Raw genomic sequence first — 17723 nt, 5'->3', positions numbered from 1 at the left:
CCTGAAACCGGAGGCCCTTCTCATTTGACGAACCGCAGTCTGCAAGCGCGGTTTGCACTCCACACAGGCCTCCCAAGGCCACCATCGCCCTCAACAGTAGATGCCCACTCATACCTGCTCTCCGTGCCCCCAAGAACCATGTCGACCCGAGTACGCTAGTTCAGTTGACCGATTTCCCTCAATAGGTACGACCGCGATGATCTCGTTCGGCATCGCTGCAGCCGGATCATCCATCTCACTCCCCCAGAGGAGTGGCATGGTCACCCAGAAGCCCTGAATCCCGCGGCGCGTTTGGGTACCTCTGAGAAAATCCGTCGCCTTACGCACGTCATGCCGCCCCACTGCACCGGTCACGTAGTCGTTCACAACACTTGGCTCCTGCATGAAATCTGGCTGCAGATCTGCCGGCTGCGCATAGAGCATGCGCCTCACGTGCCCTTTGTCACTAAGACCGGCCGCCGGGAATCCATGAAACACAGAGTCGTAGCGAGGGAATGAGTCGCGAGGGACATTCGTGAAGACACGCTGATAAGCTTCCGAATTGGCATCCGCAAGCTCCCTGATTCCCGTCCAAGTTCTGGTACTTGCCGGTTTGTCGACCTCCAGGGTTGGAACTTTTTCGCTGAACCAAGGGTAGTAGTCTTCGGTTGCATTAGAAAAGACGAATTGCTCCCCCCCCCTTCTCAGGCTTCGTCTCAAGCGCCTGCCCCAGGAACTTCCTCCAAAGCTTCATCCGCAGATCCCGCGCAAACTTCCGGGTTATCACCTTTACGCCATTACCCAGGTCCAGCGACTGGGCCGCACCATCCACGATCACCGCGGCGATCTCGGTATCGCCCGTGCCCAGCAGGCTGCGGTCGTTGCAGTTCGCACTTCCAATGATGGCCACGGCGTCGTCCACGATCAGCAGCTTGGAGTGTACGTAACACTGCTCGGTCACCACATACAAGGGGGTGGCCTGGTCCGCGCCGATCGTATGCGGCGCGTAGTGGTTCTTGTGGTTGGTGTCAGCAAGCACCCCGTAACTTCTCAGGTTCATTACCGACAGGTACTCCTTCCACCGACCTGCCTTCACCTCCGCCTGCAGGTCGGCCTCTTCCACGCTCACCTCGCGGATGTCCTTGTCGCGTGCGATCAGCGAACGGCAGATGCGGCGGATGAGGCTGTCGTCGCCGCGCAGCAGCGTCTGCTGCACCCAGTACTGCTGCTTCAGCACGGCACCATCGAACAGGCTGCCCTCCGGATGCACGGGCAACGTGATGTAGACGTGGAACCCCTGCCTGGCCACGATGGCGCGGCGGATGCGCGCGGCGATGGCCGCCACCAAGGGGTTGCTGGCCGCTGACTTCACGCCCTGCTTCCGCGTGACCATGTTCTGGACCACGCCGGCCTTTCCAAGAGGACCACTCATGCCCACGCCCTTGTCGACGTAGCCTGCCTTTTTCTTCTCGGCCTCGGTCATTTCCCGGCGCTCGCCCCCCTTGATCGCGGTCTCCACCGCACTTCCTGGCCCGGCGTCGGCCCATCCGCAGTCGGAAATCAGGAACTGCGTCTCCAGGTAGACGAAGGCACTGGCCGAGGCGATGCAGTTGACCATCGCATCAAGGATGGAATGCATCGGCTGGTCGCGCTCCCAGTAGGGTTGCAGGCAACTGGCATCATCCAGCTTCAGGCCGAGCTCCTTGCACCCCTTCTTCTCCAGGGCGTGCAGTGCCGTACCCGAAGATCGCACGATCTGCACGCTGACATTCCCGGCCTTGCCCGGTCGGGTCAGGTCGCCAAACAGTTCCTGCATGCCGCCCATGGACTGCAGCCACTGATCACTCAAGGGCGTCAGTTCCATCCCGCGCGCCAGCGTGGTCTGCTCGGGTACATCCGACCCGACCAGGCCATTGGCACCCCGGATTCCCCAGTTCAAGCTTTCGCGCACCACCGTACCGATCTCGCGATCACCGCGTTGGTTCTGCCAGACCATGGCATTCCAGCGGTGCATGAAGTTGCGGCAGATATCGAACACCGCCGGCCCCTGCAGCCGCGCGTGCACGTCCTGCCATGGCATGCGTGGCTGGCGCCCGCTGTCGAGCAGCCGCTGGATGCGATCCACCGGCTCGTTGATCCACTTCACCAGCGATTCCCAGGCCTGCTTCGCCTTGACGATCTTGCTCTCGATCTCGGCATATTTGGCTTCCGCGTCCTTGACCAGCGAGGCGGGATCGCGCACATATCCCACAACGGTGGTGGCCGTGTTGACCGGGCCCAGAATGGCGTCCTTGAACGCGGCCTTGCGCTCATCGAACCATTCACCGAATTTCTTCGCCTGGATCGTGGCGAAAGCTTCCGCGGCACGCGCGGCAGCCGCAGCTGCCTCGCCGACATTGAGCTTGACCGCCTCGTCGGCGGCCCTGTTGGAAGCGGCAGTGACCTCGGCATACTCCTTCTCGATTTCTGTCAGCCAGTCCTTGATGGCAAGAAAGGTCTTGGCGACCGTACGCTGCACCTTTGTTGCTTCTTCCATGCCTGGGATGACCCATTCTGCGAGCTTGCGGATGCCCTCGCGTTCCAGCGCCTCCGGCACACCCAGCTTGTCCGCGTAGTCCTGCAGTTCGGCCAGCGCAGCGCCGGCGTCCCACTGCGCCTTCATCCGGTCCAGCGCGATGGCCAGGCCCGGCACGTATGCCTGGGCAAAGCCGGGGCGGACACGGCCGGCCGCATCCGGGCTGGTATCGGGCTTGTCCAGGGTCAGGTCCTGCTCAGCCCTGGTCATGCCGCGGAACTTGCTCAGGCAGTTGTTGTAGTGGTCATTGAGCACATGCAGCCTGGGGTCGCAGACCACGTCGAAGTTGCCGTCGTCCCAGCGGCCATGGGCGATGTCCAGGCCGCCGACGAAGCCGATGTGCCCATCCACGACCAGGATCTTCTGGTGGTGCGAGAAGGCGATATTGAAGGCATCGGTGCGGCCGGTGGCCGGGTTGTGCAGGCCGACCTGCACCTGCCCCGGCGTGTTGGCATCCTGCATCTTGTACAAGGCCGTACGCGCCTCGTTTTCGTGCGTATAGGCCGCCGCCTCGACACTGTCGTAGAGCAGTACCCGCACATCCACGCCGCGCTGGTTGATGGCGTCGAACAACAGTTCACTGAGGCGACTGGCGTGGGCGCCTCCGCGTTCGTCCATCTCGGTGTCGAAATTCATCTGCCAGTCGGCGATGAAGATGAATTTCTGCGCATTGCGGATGGCGTCCGCCATTGCCTTCATCGCCGAACGCCCGTCGGTGAACGAATCGACCTTGTTGCCTCGCCGGACGGGCGCGAACTGGCGATCGGGCGGTGCGTAGTAATCACCGCTGGTGGTGCCCTTCTGCCCGTCCAGGCAGGTCAGGGCGGTATGCGGGACGCTGCCCAGTGTGGTGCCATCTGCCATGACTAGATCTCCTTGCGCTGGGCCGGATCGGCGTCGATATGCGACTGGAACTCGTACTCGGCGCGCTGCCGGTAGGCGTACAGGGCCGCATCGTCGGGCAGGTCGGCCAGCGTCTTGCCGTAGTTGATCGCCTCGAGCGTGTCCATCGTGGCGCGCACGCCGGGCGAGCTGCTGTACGGCCGCGGTCGCTGAAGTGGAATGACGTCGATGCCATGCACCAGGAACAGGCGCCCCGGGAACCGGCCAGCGTCGTTCCAGATTTTCGCGCACAGTGCATCGTCCAGGCTCACATCACCCTGCGCATCCGCTTCGCCCTCGGCAAGCGTCTCGGCCCAGCTTTCCGGCACCAGCGCGCCGTCACGCAGTTCAGCGTCCAGGGCCTTCCGGGTGCGCACGATCTTCCAGGCCTGGCCTGCCAGTGGCAGGCCCTGGGGCCCTGGGATGTCCTGCAGCCGGAAGGCCAACTTTGGAATCTGTTCGCTGAGCGCGCTGGTGGGCATGTCCGGCAGGGGATACGTCAGCTGTGCCGGGCCTACGAACGACTTCTGCCCCGCATGGACGGTCACGGTGCCGGGACAGTTGACCACCAGATTGCCGCCTTCCAGGGTGAGGCTGGCGCCACCGGCCGTGGCGATGTGCAGGGTGCGCGGCGCGGCCAGTTCCAGCGCCCCTTGCGCACTGGCAGCACGTTGCGAGGCACGCGAGATGAGGTTGACCCGATCTGACTGGGCCCGGATGTCCAGCATGGCCTGTCCGGCCACGATGCTCAGCGCCGCATCGCCTGCAAAGCTGCGGCTGCCGGCAGCCAGCATGCCGATTGCCTGCCGCGCATGCAGGCGCGCATGGCCCGCCACGCTGGCGTCGCTGTGCTGGCCACTGGCCAGCGCCACATGCTGTGCACTGCTCCAGTGCAGGGACTGACCGGCGACCATGGCAAGGCCGGCATGGCCGTGCAGCGCCAGAGTGGGCGCATCGGTATGTGGCACCTTGGCGGCTGAAGGCTCTCCCGCGCCATCCGCGCAGGCCTGTGCATAGGTCTGGCCGGAAACGCTGGCACGGGCGACACGCTGCAGGCCGGCCAGACCCGCGCTGTCGTCGGGTGGCGCGTGGCTGGCCAGGCCAACCGTGCCGTGCGTGGCGCTCGTTGCATGGCTGACCTGGGCGAGGGTGGCAGCCTGCTGCAGCAACGCACCGGCCGCGACCACCTCCCCGGCTGGCGACGACGCGCCATGGGGCCTGGCAGTCAGCCACACGCCACGCTCCGCGCGCAGCGTGCCCCACGCATCTGTACGCAGTTCCAGCCCCTCACCGCGCAGTGAGCCGCGATGGTTGTCGGCCGTGTGCAGCAGATGGCCAAGATTCAATTCACTGCTGGCCTGGCTGCTGGCCAGCTGCAGGCGCAGCTGTGCATCGGAATCGTCGAACACCAGGCGGTTGTAGCCGGTGCCGGACCACTCGCGCGACTGGATGCCCCACAACGCCCCGGCGTGACGGTGCTGCCCCTCACCTGGCGCCATCGCATGCCAGGCCGGCGCGTGACCGCCCGCAGCATTGCCCTGCGCGCTGGCGCCGGTGTCGGTAGCTCGCCCGAACAGCCCGGTATCACCGGTCCCCGCTGCCGTACCGGCGGGGGTGGGTACGATGCCTGCGTCGCCGCGACCGTTGTAGAGCGCGCCGAGCACCAGCGGCCGGTCGATGTCACCTTCGATGAAGCCGACCAGCACCTCCTGGCCGACACGCGGCAGGAACTGCGACCCGACACCCGGCCCGGCATAGCGCTGCGCCACGCGCATCCAGCATGTGGCGTCCGCATCGGCAGCCCCTTGCAGATGCAGGCGCACGCGGACCCGGCCCTGGCTGTCTGCATGCAGGTCCGCATCGTCGCGGCCGCCACCGCTGATGACCGTGGCCGACTGGTAGCCCGGTGCAAGCGGGCGCGGATTGAGGCGCTCCCCCGTGCCATCGGGCAGCACGGGCCGCCACGGTTTCTGCTGGTCGACGGCGCGGAACCGATTGACGCAGCCGGTGGCGGAGGCGGCGTCCAACGGAGCACCCGGCAGCGCATGGCTGGCATCACGCCAGGCGGCGGGTGCCTCGGCGCGCGACGGTGCAGACGCCGTGGTCAGTGGCGATGGATTGCACCCGTGGTGCAGCACTTCGATCGGCAGGATCACCGGCGCGGAACCCGAGCCGGAGCCCAGGACGCGGATGAAGCGACCGGCCTGCAGGCTGCGGATACTCCCCGCCCCCACCCAACCGGCCAGGCCCGCTTCATGCGCCTCAGCCGCGCGGCGGGCCCGGCGCTGCCCGTCATCTGCCTGGGCGAAGGCATGGGCGCCGACGGGCTCGTAGATCTCGCGCGGACTGCTGCCTGCGCCCTGCAATGGCAGCTGGACATGGCGCACCACCGGCCCCTGATAGTCGCTGGTGGAAAGGGACAGGCGGTTGCTGCCCAACAGACGGTGCGGACCCAGCTGCTGCAGCGTGTCCGTTGCCTCGGTGCCGTCGTTGCGATGGAAGCGGATGCCGCCATCGCGGGCCGACTGTGGGTTTTCCGGCTGCACGGTGCTGTCGAACGACATCACCAGGGTCAGTCCGTCGCCGCTGTCACCGTCGAAGGCGCAGGCAATTCCCTCTTCGGCGAGCAGGCGCAGCACGAATGCCAGATCCGGCTCCCGGTACTGCACGCAGTAGCTGCGCACGGGCGCGGTGGCCAGGGCAGCCACGGCATCGTCGCTCCAGCGCCAACGGGCCAGATCGCCATGGCCGCCGAGCACGTCCTCGACGATGTCGCGCACGGGGCGCTCCTGGTACACCCGGCTGTGCCGGGCATGACCCAGAAACCACGTCCATGGCACAAGATGCAGGCGGTAGCGGGCCAGCCCGCCGTCGCTGCCGAGCAGGCAGGCCTCGGCAACATGCCCCCAGCGGTGATGGTCCTGCCCGTCGTCGAGGCGGGTGAGCAGCGCCCCGCTTCGGCCCAGCCAGGTGCCAAGCGGCAGGTTGGCATCCGGGTGCAGCACATCCACCCAGTAATCGAATCCGCTGGCCAGGTGTTCATGGCCCCACCACTGTTCGACGAACAACGGCGGCAGACCCTCGGCCTGCAGGCGGTGCAGCTGTTGATCGGGCTCCAGCCCGACCAGCGAAGCAAGCGCGGAATGCGCACGTGAAGCGTCCATGACTTCTCCTGTGCCAGGCGCTCCTGCGCTGGCGATGGCCTGCTGCCACCTTCCACGCGGACCTGACCAGGCCCGGCCGCCGACTTCCCTTGGCGGTCGCGTCTGACCCGGCGCCCTGCGCCGATCCTCGCGGAAGACCCTGTTCCATTGGGACTCTGGGCCGATATTCATCCCCGGACCGGCCGGCGTCAAGTTCCCGTCACATCCGCCAACGCCGGTCATGACGGTTTTTTCACCACCGGCTCATGAGGCTTGTGGCACAAGCGATACAGGCGTCTATCCACAGGTTTCCTGCGGCCCGGTCCACACAGGGTGTGGAAAACGCCCGACGCTGGCCGTGCGGCCCTGCCGCGCGCTACCCTTGCTGCTTGAATCCACTGTGGTGCAAGGCTTCCGCCCTACCCGATCAATGAAAAGCATCGAGCATCGAGATTTCACCCTGTCGCCGGAAGACAACGAGCGACTGGCCAACCTGTGCGGCCCCTTTGATGGGCATTTGCGACAGATCGAGCTGAAGCTCGGTGTGGAGATCGCCAACCGCGGCTTCGTGTTCCGCATCAGCGGGTCGGACGAGGCGATCATCGAGGCGCAGAAGCTGATCGAAGCGCTGTATGTCGAAGCCGCCGAAACCACCTTTGACAGCCACGCCATCCACCTGCGCCTGGCGCAGGCCAATGTCGAGCAGATCGCCGAGCGTTCCTACGAAGCGCAGGATGTGGCGATCAAGGTCAAGCGCGGCACCGTGCGCGGCCGCGGCGCCAACCAGGGCCGCTACCTGCACCAGATCGCGACCCACGACATCAACTTCGGCATCGGCCCGGCCGGTACCGGCAAGACCTTCCTGGCCGTGGCCAGCGCCGTCGAGGCTCTCAACGAGTCACGCGTGCAGCGGCTGATCCTGGTGCGCCCGGCGGTGGAAGCCGGCGAGAAGCTGGGCTTCCTGCCCGGCGACCTGAGCCAGAAGGTCGACCCCTACCTGCGCCCGCTATACGACGCCCTGTACGAAATGATGGGCGTGGAGAAGGTGGTCAAGCTGCTGGAAAAGAACGTCATCGAGATCGCACCGCTGGCCTATATGCGCGGCCGCACGCTCAACGACGCGTTCGTGATCCTGGACGAGGCGCAGAACACCACCATCGAACAGATGAAGATGTTCCTGACCCGCCTGGGCTACGGCTCCACTGCAGTGGTCACCGGCGACCTGACCCAGACCGACCTGCCCAAGCACGTGAAGTCGGGCCTGCGCGATGCCATCGACGTGCTGCGCGATGTGGAGGGCGTGACGTTCACGTTCTTCGAAGCACGCGACGTGGTCCGCCACCCGCTGGTGGCGCGCATCGTCAATGCCTACGACCGCCGCGACCTGCATCAGCTCAAGCCGGGCGCCGAATAACCGTACGCTGCCGTCGCGAGGCGGCCCGGGCTCCGCTGGAAGGTACCGAAAGGATGAGGATCGACTACGACGCCGACGACTGGACGTCGCAGTAGGACGCCACACGCGCGATACTGTCGCCTCTCAGATCTGAATGCCGGAATTGTCATGACCAAGGGCCCCGTCCGCCTCGATGTCGCCATCAGCTACGCCCTGCCCCGCGCCGGGCTGCCGGCGGCGGTGAGCTTCCGCAAATGGGTGGCCGCGGCCCTGAAGGGCCGTATCCGCGAGGCCGACCTGGCCATCCGCGTGGTCGATGCCAAGGAAGGCCAGTCGCTGAACCGGCATTACCGTGGCAAGGATTACGCCACCAACGTGCTCAGCTTCCCGGCCGATGTGCCCGAAGGCCTGCCCAAGGGCGTGAAGTTCCCGCTGCTGGGCGACCTGGTGATCTGCGCGCCGGTGGTCGCCCGCGAGGCCGACGAGCAGGGCAAGGCCCTGAACGCCCACTACGCGCACCTGACCGTGCACGGCGTGCTGCACCTGCTCGGCTGGGACCACGAGGACGACAAGGAAGCCGAGGCGATGGAACAGCTCGAGCGCGAGATCCTGGCCGAGCTCGGTATCGAAGACCCCTACGCCGGCGAGCGCTGAGCCGCGTACGGCGCTATCCTGCAGCTGCAACCTCCCCGGAGACACGGACGATGATGGGTGACATGGGGCCGATGCTGGCCAAAACGGCGATCTTTGCCCTGCTGCTGGTCGTGGCCGCCAACCTGCTGCACCGCCTCAGCGCCCGCCACCCTGATGGCCGGCATTGGCTGCTGCGCACGCTGGCCGTGCTGTCGCCGTCCAGCCTGCTGGCCGCGCTGGCGGTAGGCGTGGTTGGCCCGCACCTGCTGGAGGGCCCTGGGCCGGTGAGCAGCAACGGCACGCTGTGGATGGCGTCGATGGTTCTGATCCTGATCGGCGCGTTCTCCGCGCCGGTGTGCTGGCGCGTGGTCCTGCAGAAGCGCCTGGGGCGCGACAGCAGCAGCCTGCCGTTCTTCCATGCAAGCCGTGCGCAGCTGTGGGCGCTGTTCGTACTGGCCGCGGTGTACATGAGCGTCATCCCCCGTTCGGTCGCTGAAGTGCCGGACTGGCTGCTGGAATCGGGCCCCCTGCAGCTTGCATTGCGTGCGGTGCTGCAATTGGTGCACGTGGCACTGTTCTCGGCGATGCTGACCCTGCCGGTGATGGCGCTGCGCGCCGTGGCCCGCCGTTCGCTGGGGCGCATGCGGTCCCTGTTGGGCCGTACCTCGCAGGGCTGAGCATGCCCCCCCCGGGTGCGCCCCGGCCTGTCCGGTCGCGGGCGCGCCCCACCGCCGCTACCATGTCCGGGCACCCTTCATCGCGGATCCCATGCCTGTGCTGCTGCGTACTGCCCTGCCCCTGCTGCTTGCCTCTTTCGCCTCCACCGCATCGGCCGCCCCGCTGGACCTGCCGGCCCTGATCGAATGCCGCCAGGGCGTGGCCGAGCATGCCGCGCTGGCGCCGCTGCTGGCCGACCCGCTGAAGGCCGTGGCCCAGGGCCTGCAGCCGCTTCCGCAGGGCAACCAGTTCATGAGCGAATTCCGCCTGGCCAACCCCATCACCGTGTTCGGCCAGCAGACCGAACGGGTGGCCCTGGCCGGCGCCAGCGTGATGGCCGTGCTGGACCAGGCCGACCCGCACCCGCTGGCCAAGCGCCTGGAACTGGAAACCGGCTACGACCAGGACGGCAAGTTCATGGCCGGCCGCGAGGTGGTCAGCCGCGACGTGACCAACCCCAGGACCGGCGAGGCCCAGATCGAATCGATCATCCTCAGCGTGTCGACGGTGGCCAGCCACCCCGGCAAGACCCTGGCCGGCTGTACCTACAGCCTGGATCTGCCGGCCGAGGACGAGGTTCCGGCCGCCGCCGCCGGCGGTCACTGAAAGGCCCCAACATCCTGCTAGACTTGGGACAACGCCCGGCTTGCCGGGTGCCCTTTTTCCAGAGATGTCAGAAGACGACAGTAGTAGCTCCTCCCTGGAGCCCCATGAAAAGAAGCGCGGCTGGCTTGAACGCCTGACCTCCGCCTTCTCCGGCGAACCCCATACCCGCGACGAGCTGGTCGCTGTCCTGCACACCGCGCAGGAGGAGGGTCTGATCGCCGCCGATACCCTGAAGATGATGGAAGGCGCCATTTCGGTGGCCGAGCTGACCGTGGGCGACGTGATGATCTCGCGCTCGCAGATGGTCTCTCTGCCGGTCGAGGCGCCGTTCCTGGACCTGATGAAACAGGTCGTCGAATCGGGCCACTCACGCTTCCCGGTGCACGGCGAGAACAAGGACGACATCCTTGGCATCCTGCTGGCCAAGGACCTGCTGCGCGGCGTGGTAGCCGACAACGGGCCGGCCAACGTGCGCGAGCTGCTGCGCCCGGCGGTGCTGATCCCCGAGGCGAAGAAGCTCAACGTGCTGCTGAAGGAGTTCCGCCTGTCGCGCAACCACATGGCCATGGTGGTGGACGAGTACGGCGGTGTCGCCGGCCTGGTCACCATCGAGGACGTGCTGGAACAGATCGTCGGCGAGATCGACGACGAGCATGACGAGGCCGAGGACCAGTCGGCGCAGATCGCCATCCAGGCCGACGGCCGCTACGTGGTCGATGCACTGACCGCGATCGGTGATTTCAACGAGCGTTTCGGCGCCACGTTCTCCGACGAGGACTACGACACCATCGGCGGCCTGGTGACCGAAGCGATCGGCCACCTGCCGGAGGTGGGCGACGAACTGGCGCTGGACCGCTTCATGTTCCGCGTGGCGCGTGCCGATGCGCGCCGGGTGCAGGCCTTCCATGTGACGGTGCTGCCGCCGGACGAGCAGGACGACGCTTGAAGCGCTGGGGCCCGTTCTCGCCAATGCGCCTGACCGCGCGCCTGACCCTGTGGCTGGCACTGTGCGTGCTGGCCATGGCCCTGCCGCAGGCCGCCTTCGCACAGGCGGCTTCGGCCGCCCCGGCGGCCGACGTCGCCAGCCCGCAGGAGGCACCGGCGCCGCGCATCGGCGTGGTGACCATGCAGCCGGGCACGGTGTTCTTCGAGCGCTTCGGCCACGACGCCATCGTGGTCCTCGACCCGGTCAGCGGCGAGGCGATCTCGTACAACTTCGGTTATTTCGATCCGTCCGAGGATGATTTCATCAGCCGCTTCGCACGCGGCGACATGATGTATTACCTGGTGGCGCTGCCGCTGCAGCAGGACCTGTCGTACTACGACGAGACCGGCCGCGGCGCCAGCGTGCAGTGGCTGGACCTGCGCCCGGACCAGGCCCGTGCCCTGGCTGCCGGCCTGGCCGAACGGGCGAAGCCGGAAAACGCGCGCTACCACTACGACTACTACACCGCCAACTGCGCCACGATGGTGCGCGACACCTTGAACGAAGCACTGGATGGCGGCCTGCATGCGCAGCTGTCCGGGCGTTCGCGCGGCAACACCTACCGCAGCGAATCGGTGCGCCTGGCCTCGCCGGCACCGTGGATGTGGCTGGGCTTCGACGTCGGCCTCGGGCCCTTCGCCGACCAGCCGCTGTCGCGCTGGCAGGAGGCCTTCGTGCCGATGCGCCTGGCCGATGCGCTGCGCCAGGTGCGCAACAGCGATGGCCGGCCACTGGTGCAGAGCGAGCAGGAGCTGCTGCCGCACCGCATCGCGGCCGAACCGAAGGAATTCGCCCGGCGCTGGTGGCCGTGGCTGCTGTGCGGGCTGGTGATCGCCGCCGGCGTGCTGGCCCTGCGCAGCCGCCCGCGCCTGCTGGCCGGGCTGGCCCTGCCGTTCTGGCTGCTGTGTGCGCTGTTCGGCGGCGTGCTGGTGTTCCTGTGGGGCTTCAGCATCCACTACGCCGCGTGGGCCAACCGCAACCTGCTGCTGCTCTCGCCGCTGGCGGTGCTGCTGCTGCCGGGCGCCATCGCCCTGCTGCGCCGGCGCGTGCCCGGGCGCATGTTCAGCATCGTCCTGTGGCTGCTGGCCGCGCAGTCGGTGGCCGCCCTCGTGCTGCACTGGCTGAGCCTGCAGGCGCAGTACAACGTGCAGTGGATCGTGCTGCTGCTGCCGGTGCACGTGGCACTGGCCTGGGTGCTGGCGCGTCGTCCTCACTTGTCCGAAACACCCCGCTGACGCAGGATGGCGGGCATGTCATTGCCCGCCTCCGCTTCCGCCCCCGCATCGAACAACCCCGCCTGCGTCATCAACTGCGTCCACTACGATGACCAGGGCAAGCGCCACGACATCAGCCTGGATGCCATCAGCGACGTAATCGCCAGTGGCAACGGTTTCGTCTGGGTCGGCCTGTTCGACCCCAACGACGACGTGCTGCTGAAACTGCAGGAAGAATTCTGCCTGCACGACCTGGCCATCGAGGACGCGCGCAACGCGCACCAGCGGCCCAAGGCCGAGGCCTACGGCAACTCGCTGTTCGTGGTGATGACCACCGCGCAGATGGTCGACGAGCGCATCCAGTATGGCGAAACGCACGCCTTCCTCGGGCCACGCTTCCTGGTGACGGTACGCCACGGTGCATCGCTGTCGTATGCACCGGTGCGCGCGCGGGTGGAACGCGAACCGCAGCTGCTGAAGATGGGCGCATCCTACTGCCTGTACGCGGTGGCCGATTTCGTGGTGGATAACTACCTGCCGATCACCACCCGCTTCCGCGACACGCTGGACCTGCTGGAGAAGGACATCTTCGCCGAGACCTACAAGCGCAGCACAGTGACGCGCCTGTACGAACTCAAGCGCGAACTGAACAAGATGCGCATGGCGGTGGCCCCCCTGCAGGACGTGCTGGCGCAGCTGCGCCGCTACCAGGGCGAGCTGATTCCCGACGAAGTGAAGCTGTACGTGCGTGACGTGCACGACCACGCCGCGCGCATCAGCGATGTGATCGACACGCTGCGCGAGATGCTGGGCACGGCCCTGAGCGTGAACCTGTCGCTGGTGACGCTGGCACAGGGTGAGACGGTAAAGCGACTGGGTGCGTGGGCCGCACTGCTGGCCGCGCCGACGCTGATCACCAGCTGGTACGGCATGAATTTCAGCCACATGCCCGAGCTCAACCAGCCGTGGTCCTACCCGTTGATGATCGTCGGCGTGGCCGCGGTATGCGTGGGGTTGTACCGGTTGTTCAAGCGCGCCAGATGGCTGTAGGGCGTATCGACCAACGGTCGATACCTACCGGACCGGCGGGCAATGCCGGCCAGCGGCCGGCACCACCGTTTGGGATCAGGCCACGTAGACGGTCTTGATGTTCATGAACTCATGGATGCCGTGGTCGGCCAGTTCGCGGCCGAAGCCCGACTCCTTGCTGCCGCCGAACGGCAGGCGCGCATCACTCTTGACGATGGCGTTGACGAATGCCGCGCCGCATTCCATGCGCTGGGCGAAGCGCTCGCCGCGCACCACGTCGGCGGTCCACACGCTACCGCCCAGGCCGAAGCGGGTGTCGTTGGCCACGCGCAGGGCCTCGGCTTCGTCCTTGACCCGGATCACCGCGGCCACCGGCCCGAACAGTTCCTCGTCGTAGGCCGGCATGCCCGGCCCGACCTGGTCGAGCACCGTGGCCGGGTAGCCCGCGTGGGTGCCGGCGATCGGTTCGCCGCCCACCCGCACGCGCGCGCCCTTGGCCACGCTGGCCTGTACCTGCTTGTGCAGTTCATCGCGCAGGTCGGCACGGGCCATCGGCGCCAGCGTGGTGCCGTGCTCGTTCGGATCACCGTACTGGCGCTGGCCGGCGGCCTCGACGAAGCGGTCGGTGAAGGCATCGGCCACGGCATCGACCACGATGAAGCGCTTGGCCGCGATGCAGGTCTGCCCGCTGTTGTCGAAGCGCGACTTCACTGCGGCGGCGACGGTCTTGTCCAGGTCGGCATCGTCGAGCACGACGAAGGCATCGCTGCCGCCCAGCTCCATCACCGATTTCTTCAGCTGGCTGCCGGCGTTGGAGGCAATCGAACGCCCTGCCCGCTCGCTGCCGGTCAGGGTCACCGCCTTCACCCGCGCATCGCGCAGCACGTCGGCCGCCTGGTCGTTGTTGATATGCAGCACATCGAACACACCCGCCGGCAGGCCACCGTCACGGCACACTGCCAGGATCAGGTCGGCGCACTGCGGCACGTTGCTGGCGTGCTTGAGCAGGGCGACGTTGCCGGCCATGAAGGCCGGGGCGAGGAAACGGAACACCTGCCAGATCGGGAAATTCCACGGCATCACCGCGAACACGCAGCCGATCGGCTCATAGCGCACATAGCTGCGCTGCGCCTCGGTGTCGATGATCTGCGGCTTCAGGTAATCGGCAGCGTGGCCGGCATAGAACTCGCAGGCGGCCGCGCATTTGTCGACCTCGGCCAGCGCCTCGGCCTTCAGCTTGCCCATTTCGCCGGTCATCGCCTGCTGCAGGTCGTCGCGGCGTGCGCGCAGCTGGGCGGCGATGCTTTTGAGGATGGCGCCGCGATCCTGCAGCGAGCGCTCGGCCCACGCCGGGAACGCTCCGGCAGCGGCCTGCAGGCGCTGCTCGATGTCGGCCGCGCCGAGCAGTTCATGGCGGTAGGTGACCAGGCCGGTGGCCGGGTTGACGATTTCGACGGTCATGGGGGATCTCCATCAAGCAGATCCCCAGTGTGCGCCCGATCCCGTGAGCCGGGTGTTGCCGCCGCATGGCGGCGGCGTGCGGGCCTCAGCCGTTGTCCTGGCGGGCCAGCTGCAGGTCGCGCTGGCGGCGCTTTTCGGCACGCGCGTTGATGTACCAGCCGATCACCGCGGCCACCGACACCGCCGACACCAGCAGGGTTGCCAGCGCGTTGATCTTCGGGCTGATGCCCATGCGCACCGAAGCGAACACCTTCATCGGCAACGTGGTCGAACCCGGGGTGGCGACGAAGCTGGCGACCACCACGTCATCCAGCGACAGGGTGAAGGCCAGCAGCCAGCCTGCCACCAGCGCCGGGGCGATGATCGGCAGGGTGATGCGGCCGAACACCGTCAGCCGGCTGGCGCCGAGATCCATCGCCGCTTCTTCCAGCGAGAGATCCATTTCCTGCAGGCGCGAGGACACCACCACGGTGACGAAGCACAGGGTGAAGGTGACGTGGGCGATCCAGATGGTGGCCAGGCCGCGCGCGGGGAAGCCGGGAATGGCGCCCATCGAGGCCAGCAGGGCCATCAGCGAGAAGCCCAGGATCACATCGGGCATGACCAGTGGCGCGGTGACCAGCGCACCGAACACCTGCTTGCCACGGAAGCGGCGGAAGCGGGTCATCACCATCGCCGCCAGCGTACCCAGCACCGTGGCGGTGCAGGCGGTCCAGAACGCCACGACCAGGCTGGTCCACATCGCATCCATCAGCGCGCGGTCGGCGAACAGATCGCTGTAGGCGCGGGTGGAGAACCCGGCCCAGACCATCGCCAGCCGCGAGCTGTTGAACGAATAGAACATCAACAGCAGGATCGGCAGGTACAGGAAGGCGAAGCCGAGCACCAGCACGCCCAGGCCCAGGCCCTTTGCGCTACGCGGGCTCATGCCTGCTTCCCTTCCAGCAGGCGCTGCTGGGACCGGTTGAACCAGAGGATGGGGACCAGCAGCAGCAGGATCATCGCCACCGCCATGGCCGAGGCGCCCGGCCAGTTGCGGTTGTTGAAGAACTCGTTCCACAGTTGGCGGCCGACCATCAGCGTTTCCGAGCCACCGAGCATTTCCGGGATCACGAATTCACCCACCGCCGGGATCATCACCAGCATGCAGCCGGCGATGATGCCGGCCTTGGACAACGGCAGGGTGATGCGCAGAAAGGCCTGCCAGGGCTTGGCGCCGAGATCGTAGGCCGCTTCCAGCAGGCGGTTGTCATGCTTGACCAGGTTGGCGTACAGCGGCAGCACCATGAAGGGCAGATAGCAGTAGACGATGCCGATGTAGGCCGCGGTCGGGGTGTCGATCAGCTGCAGCTTGGGCAGGCCCATGCTGGTCATCAGCGATTGCAGGCCGGTGAACTGCAGGAACTGGTCGAGCAGGCCGTTGCGGTCCAGGATCGCCTTCCACGCATACACGCGGATCAGGAACGAGGTCCACGACGGCAGCACCACCAGCATCATCGCCACGTTGCGCGCGGCCGGCGACAGGCGCGCGATGGCATAGGCCATCGGGTAGCCGATGAGCAGGGTGAGGAAGGTGGAGATGGCCGCGATCTTGATCGAGCTGAGGAATGCCTGGGCGTAGATCGAATCGCGGAACAGCGCCAGGTAGTTCTCGAGGTTGAGCTTCAGCGAGAACGCGCCATCGACGTACTGCAGCAGCCAGGTGTACGGCGGCGAGCCGACCCGGCTGTGCGAGAAGCTGATCATCAGCACGATCAGGAACGGCACCGCGAAGAACAGCAGCAGCCACAGGTAGGGAATGCCGATGACCGTGGCACGCGTGCCCGGCAGCCAGCGCTTCAGGCCCGCCGCGCTCATGAGGTCAGCACCACGCCGTCGTTGTCACGCCAGTGCACCCACACCTGGTCGCCCCAGGTCAGGCCATCACTGGCCCAGCGCTGCGAGTTGGCGAAGTTGGCCAGCACCTTGGCACCACTGGGCAGGCGCACGTGGTAGACCGAATGGCTGCCGAAATAGGCGATGTCCTCGATCACGCCCTGCGCCTTGTTGGTCGGCGCGTCCGGCTCGTCCTTGCCGATCATCACCTTTTCCGGGCGCAGCGCGAACGCGACCGGCTGCCCTTCGTAGCAGGTGATGCCGTGGGCGATGTAGACCGGCGCCGGGAACAGCGGCGAGCGCACGGTCACGTACTCGGGCAGGTCCTCGTCGATGACACCTTCAAACAGGTTGACCGAGCCGATGAAGCCGGCAACGAAACGGTTGGCGGGCTGCTCGTAGACCTCATCGGGCTTGCCGACCTGCTGGATCCAGCCGGCATCCATCACCGCGATGCGGGTGGCCATGGTCATGGCCTCTTCCTGGTCGTGGGTGACCATCACGCAGGTCACGCCGGAGGATTCGATGATGCTGACCAGTTCCAGCTGCATCTGCGAGCGCAGCTTCTTGTCCAGCGCGCCCATCGGTTCGTCCAGCAGCAGCAGCTTCGGCCCCTTGGCCAGCGACCGTGCCAGCGCCACGCGCTGCTGCTGGCCGCCGGACAGCTGGTGCGGCTTGCGCTTGCCCAGGTGCGCCATCTGCACCAGGTCCAGCATCTCGCCTACGCGACGGCTGATCGCATCCTTGGCCAGGCCATCCTGCTTCAGGCCGAAGGCGATGTTCTGCTCGACCGTCATGTGCGGGAACAGGGCGTAGGACTGGAACATCATGTTGACCGGCCGCTGGTACGGCGGCAGCGCGTCCAGGCGCTGGCCATCGAGGGTGATGCTGCCCTTGGTGGGCGTCTCGAAGCCGCCCAGGCAGCGCAGCAGGGTCGATTTGCCGCTGCCCGAGCCACCGAGCAGGGCAAAGATCTCGCCCTTGCGCACGTCCAGGTTGACGTCGTCGACGGCGACGAAACCGTCGAATTCCTTGCGCAGGTCACGAATGGAAAGATAGCCGGGCGCACCGTTCGCATCGACGACGGCGGCTTCCGGCTGGGCTTCAACGGGCATGGGGGCTCCGGGAGCGGGCGGTGGACAGCGGCGGCCATTCTACCGGCCGGGGGGCGCAAATGCGTGCCGACCAACGGTCGGCACCTACCGGGCCGGAGGGCCGTGGGGGCATGGCC

At 66.8% G+C, this 17723-nt stretch carries 13 protein-coding genes; 7 read left to right on the top strand and 6 right to left on the bottom strand.

All coding sequences use genetic code 11. From position 1 onward, the window contains the following. Positions 1 to 652: 652 nt before the first annotated feature. The gene (locus tag C1927_RS07580) at positions 653 to 3016 is read right to left on the bottom strand and encodes a phospholipase D-like domain-containing protein (RefSeq protein WP_254051584.1); all 2364 of its coding nucleotides are present in this window, start codon (positions 3014 to 3016) and stop codon (positions 653 to 655) included. A gap of 404 nt (positions 3017 to 3420) precedes the next feature. Further along, complete coding sequence (locus tag C1927_RS07575) at positions 3421 to 6771, bottom strand: type VI secretion system Vgr family protein (RefSeq protein WP_254051550.1); 3351 nt, start codon at positions 6769 to 6771, stop codon at positions 3421 to 3423. A gap of 238 nt (positions 6772 to 7009) precedes the next feature. Between C1927_RS07575 and C1927_RS07570 the strand changes: the two genes are divergently transcribed. From C1927_RS07570 to C1927_RS07540, 7 genes are all read left to right on the top strand, one after another. After that, positions 7010 to 7993 carry a PhoH family protein gene (locus tag C1927_RS07570; protein WP_079221337.1) on the top strand — a complete coding sequence of 328 codons (984 nt, stop codon included), beginning with the start codon at positions 7010 to 7012 and terminating at the stop codon, positions 7991 to 7993. Between the two features lie 147 nt (positions 7994 to 8140). After that, positions 8141 to 8626 carry an rRNA maturation RNase YbeY gene (gene ybeY / locus C1927_RS07565; RefSeq protein WP_079221336.1) on the top strand — a complete coding sequence of 162 codons (486 nt, stop codon included), beginning with the start codon at positions 8141 to 8143 and terminating at the stop codon, positions 8624 to 8626. A 50-nt stretch (positions 8627 to 8676) separates the two neighbouring features. Next, a complete protein-coding gene (locus C1927_RS07560; RefSeq protein ID WP_237772026.1) occupies positions 8677 to 9282 on the top strand; it encodes a hypothetical protein in 606 nt (201 codons plus the stop codon). A gap of 91 nt (positions 9283 to 9373) precedes the next feature. After that, positions 9374 to 9928: a hypothetical protein gene (locus C1927_RS07555; RefSeq protein WP_079221334.1), complete on the top strand. Its 555-nt coding sequence runs from the start codon at positions 9374 to 9376 to the stop codon at positions 9926 to 9928. Between the two features lie 64 nt (positions 9929 to 9992). After that, positions 9993 to 10874: a transporter associated domain-containing protein gene (locus C1927_RS07550; RefSeq protein ID WP_079221333.1), complete on the top strand. Its 882-nt coding sequence runs from the start codon at positions 9993 to 9995 to the stop codon at positions 10872 to 10874. Between the two features lie 23 nt (positions 10875 to 10897). Then, the gene (locus C1927_RS07545; protein ID WP_079221332.1) at positions 10898 to 12148 is read left to right on the top strand and encodes a DUF4105 domain-containing protein; all 1251 of its coding nucleotides are present in this window, start codon (positions 10898 to 10900) and stop codon (positions 12146 to 12148) included. Positions 12149 to 12154: 6 nt separating this feature from the next. Next, on the top strand, positions 12155 to 13177 hold the full coding sequence (locus C1927_RS07540) for a magnesium and cobalt transport protein CorA (RefSeq protein WP_079221331.1): 1023 nt from the start codon (positions 12155 to 12157) through the stop codon (positions 13175 to 13177). 75 nt (positions 13178 to 13252) lie between these two features. Here the strand turns inward: C1927_RS07540 and C1927_RS07535 are convergent, their stop codons facing one another. The 4 genes from C1927_RS07535 to potA all read right to left on the bottom strand — a co-directional run bounded on the left by C1927_RS07535 (position 13253) and on the right by potA (position 17607). Further along, a complete protein-coding gene (locus C1927_RS07535; protein WP_079221330.1) occupies positions 13253 to 14617 on the bottom strand; it encodes an NAD-dependent succinate-semialdehyde dehydrogenase in 1365 nt (454 codons plus the stop codon). An 85-nt stretch (positions 14618 to 14702) separates the two neighbouring features. Further along, positions 14703 to 15545 carry an ABC transporter permease subunit gene (locus C1927_RS07530; protein WP_079221329.1) on the bottom strand — a complete coding sequence of 281 codons (843 nt, stop codon included), beginning with the start codon at positions 15543 to 15545 and terminating at the stop codon, positions 14703 to 14705. Further along, positions 15542 to 16474, bottom strand: coding sequence for an ABC transporter permease subunit (locus C1927_RS07525; RefSeq protein WP_079221328.1), 933 nt, complete (start codon positions 16472 to 16474; stop codon positions 15542 to 15544). Before C1927_RS07525 ends, C1927_RS07530 begins: the two co-directional genes overlap by 4 nt. Continuing rightward, positions 16471 to 17607: a polyamine ABC transporter ATP-binding protein gene (gene potA, locus C1927_RS07520; RefSeq protein WP_079221327.1), complete on the bottom strand. Its 1137-nt coding sequence runs from the start codon at positions 17605 to 17607 to the stop codon at positions 16471 to 16473. The genes C1927_RS07525 and potA overlap by 4 nt, the downstream gene beginning before the upstream one ends. Positions 17608 to 17723 lie beyond the last annotated feature (116 nt).

Origin of the sequence: Stenotrophomonas sp. ZAC14D1_NAIMI4_1 (assembly GCF_003086775.1) — a bacterium.
In the GTDB taxonomy this organism is placed as follows: Bacteria; Pseudomonadota; Gammaproteobacteria; order Xanthomonadales; family Xanthomonadaceae; genus Stenotrophomonas.
Note: the sequence above shows the minus strand (reverse complement) of the source record. Positions and strands in the feature narration are given on the sequence as shown.